This is a genomic window from Sphingobium sp. CR28, from assembly GCF_052327305.1.
Lineage (GTDB): Bacteria > Pseudomonadota > Alphaproteobacteria > Sphingomonadales > Sphingomonadaceae > Sphingobium.
In genome coordinates, this window is sequence record NZ_CP182486.1 from 474272 (window position 1) to 486437 (window position 12166).

The window sequence follows — 12166 nt, forward strand, 5'->3', positions numbered from 1 at the left end:
CAACCCCCCTCATGGTCCGGCGGCTTCAGGAAGGAAACGATCCAGTGAGCAACGGTAGCAACGTCCCGGCGACAATCCCTGCACTTGGCAGCGACGCGAGCCTCAACCGCTATCTTTCGGAAATTCGGAAGTTTCCGATCCTGAAGCCAGAGCAGGAATATATGCTCGCCAAGCGTTATCAGGAGCATCAGGATCCCGAAGCGGCGGCGCAGCTCGTGACCAGCCATCTGCGACTCGTGGCAAAGATCGCCATGGGCTATCGCGGCTATGGCCTGCCCGTCGCCGAGCTCATCAGCGAAGGCAATATCGGCCTGATGCAGGGCGTGAAGAAGTTCGAACCGGATCGCGGCTTTCGCCTTGCGACATACGCGATGTGGTGGATCAGGGCATCCATTCAGGAGTTCATCCTGCGCAGCTGGAGCCTTGTGAAGATCGGCACCACCGCCGCGCAGAAGAAGCTGTTTTTCAACCTGCGGCGGATGAAAAATCAGATCGAGGCGTTCGAGGACGGCGATCTGCGCCCGGAGGACGTAACGAAGATCGCGACCGATCTCGGCGTGACTGAGGACGAGGTCATCTCGATGAACCGCCGTATGGCGATGGGCGGAGACACGTCGCTCAACGTCTCGATGAACGAAGATGGCGAAGGCCAGTGGCAGGACTGGCTGGCTGACGACGGTCCGCTACAGGACGAACGCGTAGCGGACGCGCAGGAACGCGATGTCCGTCACGACATGCTGCTTTCCGCTATGGACGACCTCTCTGAGCGGGAGCGTCATATCCTGGAAGAGCGTCGTCTGGCAGAAGAGCCCAAGACGCTTGAGGAACTGTCCCAGGTCTATGGCGTCTCGCGCGAGCGTGTCCGCCAGATTGAAGTGCGCGCCTTTGAGAAGCTTCAAAAGGCGATGATGCGTATCGCGGGTGACAGGCGGCTGCTTCCGGCCGCCTGACGCTCCTTCGATCAAGAGACACTTGCGGTTGGCCGGGCGCGAGCCATAATCTCGCGCCATGGCTCCTTCATCGACACGCAGACGCCCCAGAAATCGCCCCGCTTCCAGCCGCAGCTGGCCCGCGCGCATTGCACGCTGGGTCTTTGGCGCAATCTTCGGTTTCGTGGCAATCTCGCTGGTGCAGGTTTTCATATATCGGTTCGTGCCTGTTCCGATCACCTTCACAATGCTGTTCGATCAAAACGGCATTACAAAAGACTGGACGCCGCTCTCCCGCATTGATCGAAACATGGCGCGCGCCGCCATCGCCGGGGAAGACTCGAAATTCTGCCTGCATCATGGCTTTGATGCAGAAGCCATCGAAAACGCGATGGAACGCAATGCACGCGGTGGGCGCATTCGCGGCGGCTCCACGATCAGCCAGCAAACCGCAAAGAATGTCTTCCTCTGGCAAGGCGGCGGCTACGCCCGCAAGGCGCTCGAAGCGTGGTACACCATCCTGATAGAAGCGATCTGGGGCAAGCGGCGGATCATGGAAGTCTATCTGAACGTCGCCGAGACCGGGATCGGCACCTATGGCGTCGAAGCAGGCGCGATCCGCTATTTCAATCACAGTGCAGACCGGCTGACCCCGATGGAAGCGGGGCGGCTTGCGGCCGTTCTTCCGCTACCAAAGAAGCGAGCGGCGATCGCCCCCACCGGCTTCACCCGCCGCCACGGCAATGCCATTGCCCGTCGCGTGGGCATCGTCCGCCGGGACGGTCTCGACGCCTGCCTGTACTGATCCTGCCCGCGCAAACGAAAGGGCGCGGATCTTTCGACCCGCGCCCTTCCTGAGATTTTGAGCGTCAGCTTCAGAAGGTGAAGCGCGCACCCACACGGATCGTGTAGAGCGACTGGCGCGTGTAGATCGTGTCCACCGGCGCCGACGTCGGTGCGGAGTAGCGATACTGTGCGCAAGCCTGGCCTGTGTTGGCCGTCGCGGCCGTACCCGGTGCCGTTCCGGTCGCCACCGGCCTGGTCAGGCACTGGGCCCGCACCGCTGCAATCGTGTAGGGGAAAGCGTACTCGCGGATCTGGCCCCACTTCTTGTTGAGCAGGTTGGTGAAGTTCTCGACATCAGCAAACAGCATCAGCTTCGACCCGCCAAGACCGGTGGGGATCTCCTGATCGAGGTGGAGATCGACCTTGGTGAACCACTTCATATTGAAGCCGTTACGCGGTGCAATCTTGCCACGATAGTTCTTGAGACCCGTATTGTTGATCAGGTTCTCCATATAGGTCTGCGTCGCGGTGCTGTCATAGGAGACCAGCGCGTCTGTGCCGGAGGTCGGCACATAGAGCAGGTAGCGCGAATTTGCGCCGATGGTCCCGAACATGCCGCTGCGTGCATTGGAGATGTCCTGCATCGTCCAGCTATACGGGCGCCCGATGCGGGTTTCACCGAACAGAGCGATCGTAGTCTTGTTGTCACCGAAGAACGCACGCTGGAACGTCAGGTTATACTTGATATTGTGCTTCACCTGATCGTTCGAGACGCCGTAGGCCGCGCCATTGGCATCCAAGAACCCGCCATTGCCATAGTTGGATGAGGCCGTCGATGAAGTCGCCGGAGCCTGATCCTTCACGTCCTGATAAGTATAGCTCGCACCGATATCGAGACCGAAGTCGAACGACTTGTCGATCCGGGCAACCGCAATATAGGCCCGACCCTTCTTAGTGTTGGTGAGGTAAAGATCCGAGTTCGTATCGTCAAAGGTCGTAAGCGATTCGTAGCGCACGCGACCGTCCGGGGTGCGGAGCGCAGTCGGACGCAGGCGGAGGTCCGTGAAGAACACCTGGTTGCGAACGTCCGAGAACAGGAAGTCCGCGCCGAAGCGCCAGCCGCGACCAAAGGCGCCGCCGCCGAACTCAGGGGTCCAGTCTGCCGACAGGGTGCCGCGCCACTGCGAGGGCAACCTGAAGTTGGGATCGAGCGCATTGGTCGGCGCGGTCGCCGACGAAGCCGCGCTGCTCAGCACCGTGTTCGCCGCGCCGGGGATCTGTGCCCCGTTGACGTTCGAAAGGATCTGCACGGCGCTGGCCGTCGGAGCGCCCCTATAGCTACCGTCGTTATTCTGACGAATATCGATGGAATTGGACAGGACGCCGGTGGTCGAGAAGCTATTCGACACATAAACGTCCGGCGAACCGCCTGAGAAGATCCCGAGCCCACCGCGGAAAGCCAATGTCCGGGTCGGCTTGAAATCGACGCCGAAGCGCGGCTGAAGCACGCCACGCCCGTTGATATAGGCCGTGTTGTAGAAGCCGTAGCGATTAAAGAACGCCTGGTTCCCGGCGGGCCGGCTGTTGCCACCGTACATGTCGAAACGGGCGCCGTAGGAGACGCTCAGCATGTCGTTGACGCGCCAGTTGTCCTGCACGCCGAAGCTGTAGGACGTGTATTCGAACTGGGCGGCAGCGTCGTCCGGATTCAAGGACGGCACCGCGTTTTGGTAGCGCATGCGCTGGGCGTTGCCGGCCGCGAAGTCGGCGAGTGAGTCGAAATAATAGTCGCCCGACGTCCGCTGCAGGAAGAGATTGAAGATCTTGGCGTGCTGAATGTCCGCGAAGATGCGAACATCATGATCGTTGAGGCTGATGCGGCCCTGCACCAAACCGCCGAAGGACTTGCTGGTCAGCGCGTTCGACTGGCGGGAAATGTCCGGACCGAACGAGACGTTGCCGAAGCCCGGCGCACAGTTGGTCGAGGCGCCATCACCCGCTGCGCCAGGAGCGGAGCGATCGGAGGTCGGCGCGGTGCAAACCTGGAAGTTTGCGAAACCACGACCCATGACCGGGTCCTGACCGCGCTTGTAATCCTTGTAGAAGGCGCGGACTTCGGTCGAGAACACGTCGCTCCAGTCCGAGTTTAACTGGAAAACGCCAGTGTGCAGTCTGTTTGAGGCAATGTAACCGTTTGATTCCAGACCCAGCCCCGTCGTGCCGGTCACGAAGGTGTTCTGGTTAAACTGGATCGAATCCTTGGTGTAGATGTACGTCAGCGATGCACGCTGCGTATCCGAGATGTTGGCGTCAATGCGCGCGACCAGACGGTCGTCGCGGTCATTGGAGTTATTGAGAACGCCGCCGGTATCATATCCATAGCGCGACTGGGCGACCTGACGGATCTGCGCCACGGCCGCGTCACTGATGTTCGGGACGACCGTGCCCGCATTGTCGCCCGGCGTTCCTTCAGCGATCGGCGTTCCCGCACGCACGCGCTCGCCCGCGATCATGAAGAACAGACGATCCTTGATGATGGGGCCGGAGAGCTCTGCGCCGTAATTCTCATATTTGAAGTTGGGCAGCGGCACGCGACCAGTCGGGACGCCCGGTCCAGCCTTGGTCTTCTTGCCGGTCAGTTCATCGGACGAATAGGCATAAAAGCCGGTGCCGTGGAACTCGTTGGTGCCCGACTTCAGAATGGCGTTGATCGCGCCACCCTGGAAATTGCCTTCGCGCACGTCGAACGGCGCGACCTTGGTCTGGAACTGGGCGATCGCATCGAGCGGCACCGGCGAGCGGCGCGTAGGCAGACCATCGGGGTTCAGACCGAAATTGTCGGTGACAGGAACGCCATCGACCGAGAAACGGTTGTAACGCGCATTCTGTCCGGCAAAGGAAACCGCGCGGCCGGAGCCTTCCGCATAGTCGAGACGCGCGAACGGATCGCGCCGCATGAGGTCACGAATGTCGCGGTTTACCGACGCCACGTTCGCGATGTCCGCAGCCGTCAGGACCGTCGCCGGGCCTGAGGAAACCGTGCCGGCGCCCTGGATGCGCGAGGCAGTGACGACAATCGCCTCGCCATCGGCGTTCGCCAGCTCGACCGGAAGCGCGAACGCTTGGCTGACGACAGTGAAAATATCCGTCGCTTCAAAATCGGCATAACCCGGAGCAGTAACCTTCACGCTGAAGGGACCGCCGACCCGCAGGCCCGACACCACGAACGACCCGTCATTGCTTGACGTCGCCGAGCTGATCGTGCCGCTGGGCACATGGGTGACAGTCACCTGCGCGCCTGCAACGGGCGCTCCACCGCTGGTGACGGCGCCACGGACAGACGACGTGGTCTCCTGCGCGTAAGCGGGCGCGACGAGCATGGTGGCAGCGGACGCCGCCAGAAAAATGCGTGTACGGTTCATATGCCGAGTTCCCTTTTTTGTTTGCCACCGTGCCAGCGGTTGTTGCTTGCGTTCGCTCAGATCGTATCGCGGACGCTGCTGGCCTGTTGTTGCGGTGGCCCCTGCTGGCACCCTATTGCGTTTTCATGACAGGTGAACCGCCCGACGTTGCATTGCGTGCGCGCGCAAGTTGAGACCAGGCGGGGTTAATCGATTAGACACCTTTATTACGCTAGGGAATTGGGGATTTTTTCCGTACTGAAACAGTGCGGCAATAATGCAACTGTCGACGCAAAAATGTTGCAGCGCATCAAAGGAGCGTCGCTCAAACGGTTTGCTAGCCGCGGATGCTATCGCGAAGCGCGACTCACCCGGGTTGTGGTCCAGCGCTCAATCGTTCCAAGAAGCCCGTATAGAGCCAGTGCCCAGCAGGCACCAACGAGGAAGCCCCCCATCACGTCACTTGGCCAGTGAACGCCCATCAGAACCCGGCTGAGGCCGACCAGCAGCATATAGATCAAGAGCGCCAGCCGAACCGGCCCGCGGGGCAGGACGAGGAGCAGCGACATGCCCAGGATCGTCGCTCCAGCCATGTGACCGCTGGGATAGCTGGCGTTGCTGACCTTATCGAGATGCACGACGAGATCAGGTCGCGGCCGGTCGATCAGCATCTTGAGAAGAGGCACAAGGAGAAGCCCGGACCCGACGCTCAGCCACAGCCAGAGCGCCCTCCCTCCCTTGCCGGCACGCCACAACGCCAAGCCGACGAGAAGCGCGAAAACCACGCGCGCCTCGCCGTCCCCAGCGCGAGTCACAAGCCAAGCCGGCCGCACGAGCCAGGGCTGAGCTGACCGCAGCGCTTCCGCCCGGATCATTAGGGCGCGGTCGAACCCATCGGTCCACCCGCTCACGACGATAATCGTCCATAAAAGGGCGGCCAGTCCCGCAGCGAGCGCCCAGGCTCTCGCCACGCGGGGCGAAACTTCAGATATGGAGAGCGCGCCCGTAGGCAGCAAGGACGCTCTCATGCATCGCTTCGCTGATCGTCGGATGCGGATAGACCGTGTTCATGAAGTCCTGCTCGACCAGTTCGGCGGTCTTGCCGACAGTATAGCCTTGGATCATCTCGGTGACTTCTGCACCGATCATATGCGCACCTAGCAGCTCTCCGGTCTTCGCGTCGAACACCGTCTTCAAGAAGCCGTCAGCCTCGCCCAGCGCGATTGCCTTGCCGTTGCCGATGAAGGGGAACATGCCGACCTTCACGTCATAGCCTTCTTCCTTGGCCTTGGCCTCGGTCAGGCCGACGCTGGCGATCTGCGGATGGCAGTAGGTGCAGCCGGGGATGTTGCGCGGGTCCATCGCGTGCGGGTGATTGCCGGCAATCGCTTCCACCGCGATCACTCCCTCATGGCTTGCCTTGTGCGCGAGCCATGGCGGCGCAGTGATGTCACCGATCGCGTAGAGACCGTCGATATTGGTCTTGCAGTCCGGTGTGGTCTCGAGGAAGCCCCGATCGTTCACCGCGACGCCCAGTTCCTTGAGGCCGATATCCTCGGTGTTGGGCACGATACCAATGGCCACGATGACATGGCTGTACTCGCCGTTCACCGCCTTGCCATCCTTACCTGTAATCGTCGCCTTCACGCCATTTCCATCGGCGGCGATCTTGTCGATCTTCGCGCCAGTCATGATCGTCATGCCCTGCTTGACGAGCTGTTTCTCAAGATGCGCGGAGATATCCTTGTCTTCCACTGGCACGATGCGGTCCATCATCTCGACCACAGTCACATCCGCGCCCATATCGTTATAGAAGCTCGCAAACTCGATGCCGATCGCGCCTGATCCGATGACGAGCAGCTTGCCCGGCATCTCCGGCGGAGTCATCGCATGGCGATAGGTCCACACGCGCTTGCCGTCGGCGGGCAGGTTCGGCAGATCACGCGCGCGCGCTCCGGTGGCGACAATGATGTTCTTCGCGGTCAGCTCAGTCGTCTTGCCGTCCTTGTCGGTGACGGTCAGCTTGCCCTTACCGGTGAGCTTCCCGCTGCCCATGTGCACAGCAATCTTGTTCTTCTTCATGAGGTGGGTGACGCCCGCGTTCAGTTGCTTGGCCACGCCGCGCGAACGCTTCACCACTGCCTCTAGGTCCGCGCTGATCTTCTCGGCGACGAGGCCATAATCCTTGGCGTGGTTCATGAAGTGAAAGATCTCGGCCGAACGGAGCAATGCCTTGGTAGGGATGCAGCCCCAGTTGAGGCAGATGCCGCCCAGCAGCTCGCGCTCCACGATCGCCGTCTTGAGGCCCAGCTGGGCGCCGCGAATGGCCGCGACATAGCCGCCGGGGCCGGAGCCAAGCACGATGAGGTCGTAAGTTTCAGCCACTTAACATGTCTCCGTTCAATTCAGATGGCCCATGCCTGCGGCGTTTCAGACCTGCGATATGGTCCTGGGCTTGCGATATTGGTCTATCGCGACGAAAGTGAAGCGCGCCTGCGTCACCTTCACGCGCTCTTCTTCATGGCGGTGACGCCGCCACGCCTCGACTTCGATGGTCATGGAGGTCCGGCCGACCTTTACCAGTTCGGCATAGACCGACACCTCGTCGCCTACCGACACCGGCTGATGAAACTGCATGCCGTCCATAGCGACCGTAACGGCCCGGCCACGCGAATGCCGCGCCGCGACGAGCCCGGCGCCCGAATCCATCAGGCTCATCAGCCATCCGCCGAAGATGTCACCATAAGGATTCGCATCCTTCGGCATGGCCGTCACGCGGATGACGGGTTCGCTGGTGGGGAGCAGATCGCTCATTAGCGGCCGGCCTTATGCCACCAGCGCGAGCGGCGATTCGACCAGCTCCTTGAACACCTTCATCAGTTCTGCGCCGTCCGCCCCGTCGATAGCGCGATGGTCGAAGCTGCCGGTGGCGGACATGACGGTCGCGATCGCAAGCGCATCATCGACCACATAGGGTCGCTTCTCGCCCGCCCCGATCGCCATGATCATCGCCTGCGGCGGATTGATGACCGCCTCGAATTGCTTGATGCCCATCATCCCCATGTTGGAGATGGAGGCGGTGCCGCCCTGATATTCGTGCGGCTGGAGCTTGCCTTCCTTGGCGCGGCTGCCGAGATCCTTCATCTCCGTGGAGATGGCAGAGACGGACTTGGACCCAGCATCGACCACGATCGGCGTGATCAGCCCCGCCGGGATCGACACTGCGACCGAGATATCCGCGCGACTGAACTTGAGCAGTTGGTCGCCCGCGAACTGCACGTTGCACTTGGGCACCGCGATCAGTGCCTTTGCCAGCGCCTTGATGAGCAGATCGTTGACGGAGAGCTTCACGCCCTGCCCCGTCAGCGCGCTGTTGAGGTCCGCGCGTAGCTTCAGCAGCTTGTCCAGCTGCACGTCTACCGTGAGGTAGATGTGCGGCACCTGCTGCTTCGATTCGGTGAGGCGACGCGCGATCGTCTTGCGGATGTTGGAGAGCTTCTCGGCTTCGTGCGGGATGCCGAAGTCCTGAGCCACAACAGGCGCGGGGGCTGGTGCGCTCGCCGGAGCGGGCGCGCTGGCAGGCGCCGAGGGGGCCGCCTGCGTCGCAGCAGCGGCCTTGGCCGGCGTAGCGCCATCAAGGTCCGCCTTTACGACACGGCCGTTGGGCCCGGTTCCGGAGATACCGGCAAGGTCGATGCCCTTGTCGGCGGCAATGCGGCGCGCGAGTGGGCTCGCCTTGACCCGATCGCCCGAAGCGGACGCAGGTGAAGCAGCGGGCGCTGCCTTGGCGACTTCCGGCTCGGGCTTGGGCGCGCTGGCAGCTTCCATCTTCTGGGCAGGCGCGTCGGCTTTCGGCGCGGCCTGAGTGGCGGCGCCGGCATCGGCAGGAACGCTTTCGCCATCCTCGACGAGCACGGCAATCACCGCGCCGACCTTCACATTGTCGGTGCCTTCCGGGATCAGGATCTTGCCTATCACGCCCTCATCGACGGCTTCGAACTCCATGGTGGCCTTGTCGGTCTCGATCTCGGCAAGGAGATCGCCCGAAGTTACGGTGTCGCCTTCCTTCACCAGCCATTTGGAGAGCGTGCCCTCTTCCATGGTGGGAGAGAGCGCGGGCATCTGGATGTTGATCGCCATCGGAGGGACTGAGCTTTCCTGTTCTTGCATCAAGGGGATCGGTTTTCACCTTCACGCTTTGCTTCGCCCGGTCAAGGCCATCGCTTGCATCATGCCGGAATTTCCCGCACGTTTGCTCCCTGTTTGGGAGAGCGGTGGCAATGCGTACCTATCTGGTGGTGGTGGACGAAAGCGCCGAAGCGGAGGCTGCGCTGCTTTTCGCGGCCCGCCGTGCGGCGAAGACCGGCGGCGGCGTGCATATTCTCGCTCTCATTCCCAAGATGGAGTTCGTCCAGTGGGGCGCGGTCCAGGCGACGATGGAGGATGAAGCGCGCGCCCGCGCCGAAGCGCTGGTGATGAGCGCGGCCGGCACGCTGATGGCGGAGGCCAATCTTCAGCCGACCATCACGGTGAAGGCGGGCGACCCGGTGCCCGTTGTCCGCAAAACAGTCGAAGAAACGGACAACGTCGCTGCGCTCGTGCTCGCCGCAGCGCCAAAGGGCGCGCCGGGGCCGCTCGTCGCGCACTTTGCGGGCACTGACGCAGGGACACTCCCCTGCCCTCTCATGATTATTCCCGGCTCGCTCTCGCGCGAAGACATAGAGCGACTGAGCTAGATTAACGGCGCTTCACCGAGCCGCGCCGCGATGATGTGTGCCGGATATTGTCCGGCCGTCCCCGGCGCTTGATCGGTCGCCCGCCGCGTGGCCCGCCTCGCATGGGCAGATGGCTGGCGCCTTCCGGCAGCTCGAACCGCAAGGCACCGCTGATCGGGTCCGATTCGATCAAGCGCAGATCCAGCCGGTCTCCCAGCACGTAGCGCGTGCCCGTATGCTCGCCCTCCAGCGTACGCTCCGCCTCGATATAGTTGAAGCGTTCAGCGCCGAGCGTCGAAACCGGCACCAGTCCATCGCCCCCCAGCTCCTCCACGGTGGCGAAGAAACCGAAATTCTGGACCCCGGTGATTCGGCACGAAAGCACTTGGCCCACGCGTTCGGCGAGAAAGGCCGCAACATAGCGGTCGATGGTCTCGCGCTCGGCTTCCATTGCGCGGCGCTCATACTGGCTGATCCGCTCGCCGATCGGAGCCAAATCGGCCATGTCCTCGGCCGAGAGCCGGGTCTCGCGCGGGATCGACTTGTCCTGCGGCGCCGGCAGCTCCAGTCCATAGGCGCCGACGAGAGACCGGTGAACGAGCAGGTCCGCATAGCGCCGGATGGGCGATGTGAAATGCGCGTAGCTGCCAAGCGCCAGCCCGAAATGGCCGAGGTTGCGCGGACCATAATAAGCCTGGGTCTGGGAGCGGAGGATCTGCTCCATGATCTGCGGCCTGACCGGGTTATCCGCAGCAATCTTGGCGATGAGCGCATTGAACGTGGCGGGTGTGATGACCTGACCCAGCGCGAAACCGATATCGAAGGTCGCCAGATACTCCTTGAGCGCGACCAGCTTTTCGCGACCTGGCGCCTCGTGGAGGCGGTACATGACCGGCGCCTTCTTTGCCTCCAGCGCCTTGGCCGCCGCGACGTTGGCGGTGACCATGAAATCCTCGATGAGCCGGTGCGCATCCAGCCGCTCGCGAATGGCGACGCTGACGATTCGCCCTGACTCGTCGATCACTACCCGCCGTTCCGGCAGGTCCAGATCGAGCGGCGAACGGGCATCGCGCGCCTTAGCGAGAGCGCGCCAGCAGTCCCAGAGCGGTTTCAACGCGCTTTCCGTCATCTCATGCGGCTCGCGGCCGTCGATCGCCGCTTGTGCGCGCTCATAGGGAATGTTCGCCGCCACGCGGATGATCGCGCGGGTGAAGCGCCAGGCCGTCACCTTGCCGCCCTTGTCGATGACGAGGTGACAGGCCATTGCTGCCCGGTCCTCGCCCGCACGCAGCGAGCACATGTCCGAAGAAAGCGCATGAGGCAGCATCGGCACCACCCGGTCGGGGAAGTAGACGCTATTGCCGCGCTTGCGCGCCTGCCGGTCGAGCGCAGAGCCGGCCCGGACATAATAGGAGACGTCGGCGATCGCGACGATTGCCCGGAAACCGCCGGGATTGGCCGGATCATCATCCGGCATGGCCCACACCGCATCGTCGAAGTCACGCGCGTCCACCGGATCGATTGCGACGATCGGCAGGTGACGCAGATCCTCGCGCTGATCGGCGTGCAGCGGCAAGTCATGCACCTTCGCCGCCTCGGCTTCCGCTTCCTCGGGGAAATCATGCGGAATGCCATATTTCGCAATGGCGATGAGGCTGAAGCTGCGCGGCAGGAACGGATCGCCCAGCACGTCCGTCACACGAGCGGTGATACGCGGCGGTCGGCCAGACGCCTCGGCCAGCACTAGATCGCCCGGCTGTCCCTCGCCGGGATCGCTTATGAGCGTCTCGTTGCGGATGCGCTTGTCGACCGGACGCAAAACCAGCCGGCCCCGCTCGTCCTTCGCCAGAACGCCCAGCATCTGCTCAGCAGCGCCGGCGAGTTTCTTCATCGGGTGAGCGATCCACCCTTTGCCGGCTTCCTCGGTCCGCGCGAGAATCCGATCCCCCACGCCAAGCGCGCCGCGCTTCCCGCGTTCCATCACGCGCAGGCGGGGGATGGGAATGCCATCTGCTTCCCAACGCTCCGGCACCGCCAGCGCCTGCCCGTCATCCACGGACACGACCCGCAGCACCGTCACTTTCGGCACGCCGCCCATCTTGTGGAAGGCCCGGCCAGGGCCGAGATCGATCAGCCCTTCGTCCGCCATGTCCTTCAGCAGCGCCTTGAGCGCGATCTTCTCCTGACCATGGAGGCCAAATGCCTTGGCGATCTCGCGCTTGCCGGCCGGCTGGTCCGACGAGGCGATGAAGTCCATCACCTGTTTCGATGTGGGCAGGCCGACGTGCTTTGGGCGATGGGGTTTTTTAGGGGGCATGAGTGCCTGATAGGGCGC

At 62.6% G+C, this 12166-nt stretch carries 9 protein-coding genes; 3 read left to right on the plus strand and 6 right to left on the minus strand.

The window, feature by feature from the left end; all coding sequences use genetic code 11:
* Positions 1-44: 44 nt before the first annotated feature.
* The gene (gene rpoH / locus ACNAOH_RS02180) at positions 45-950 is read left to right on the plus strand and encodes an RNA polymerase sigma factor RpoH (protein ID WP_443971142.1); all 906 of its coding nucleotides are present in this window, start codon (positions 45-47) and stop codon (positions 948-950) included.
* Between the two features lie 58 nt (positions 951-1008).
* Complete coding sequence (gene mtgA / locus ACNAOH_RS02185) at positions 1009-1734, plus strand: monofunctional biosynthetic peptidoglycan transglycosylase (protein WP_443971143.1); 726 nt, start codon at positions 1009-1011, stop codon at positions 1732-1734.
* Positions 1735-1804: 70 nt separating this feature from the next.
* On the opposite strand, the gene ACNAOH_RS02190 is transcribed toward mtgA, so the two are convergent.
* The 5 genes from ACNAOH_RS02190 to ACNAOH_RS02210 form a co-directional block, all read right to left on the minus strand.
* Complete coding sequence (locus ACNAOH_RS02190; RefSeq protein WP_443971144.1) at positions 1805-5137, minus strand: TonB-dependent receptor; 3333 nt, start codon at positions 5135-5137, stop codon at positions 1805-1807.
* 329 nt (positions 5138-5466) lie between these two features.
* Complete coding sequence (locus tag ACNAOH_RS02195) at positions 5467-6132, minus strand: phosphatase PAP2 family protein (protein WP_443971145.1); 666 nt, start codon at positions 6130-6132, stop codon at positions 5467-5469.
* Entirely contained in the window at positions 6101-7501 is a 1401-nt protein-coding gene (gene lpdA, locus ACNAOH_RS02200; RefSeq protein ID WP_443971146.1) for a dihydrolipoyl dehydrogenase, read from the minus strand. Before lpdA ends, ACNAOH_RS02195 begins: the two co-directional genes overlap by 32 nt.
* 45 nt (positions 7502-7546) lie before the next feature.
* Positions 7547-7930, minus strand: a complete 384-nt coding sequence (locus tag ACNAOH_RS02205) for an acyl-CoA thioesterase (protein ID WP_443971147.1) — start codon at positions 7928-7930, stop codon at positions 7547-7549.
* A 12-nt stretch (positions 7931-7942) separates the two neighbouring features.
* Entirely contained in the window at positions 7943-9256 is a 1314-nt protein-coding gene (locus ACNAOH_RS02210; RefSeq protein WP_443971148.1) for a pyruvate dehydrogenase complex dihydrolipoamide acetyltransferase, read from the minus strand.
* A 140-nt stretch (positions 9257-9396) separates the two neighbouring features.
* Between ACNAOH_RS02210 and ACNAOH_RS02215 the strand changes: the two genes are divergently transcribed.
* Positions 9397-9852, plus strand: a complete 456-nt coding sequence (locus ACNAOH_RS02215) for a universal stress protein (RefSeq protein WP_443971149.1) — start codon at positions 9397-9399, stop codon at positions 9850-9852.
* Between the two features lies 1 nt (position 9853).
* On the opposite strand, the gene rnr is transcribed toward ACNAOH_RS02215, so the two are convergent.
* On the minus strand, positions 9854-12148 hold the full coding sequence (gene rnr, locus ACNAOH_RS02220; protein ID WP_443971150.1) for a ribonuclease R: 2295 nt from the start codon (positions 12146-12148) through the stop codon (positions 9854-9856).
* Between the last annotated feature and the right edge of the window lie 18 nt (positions 12149-12166).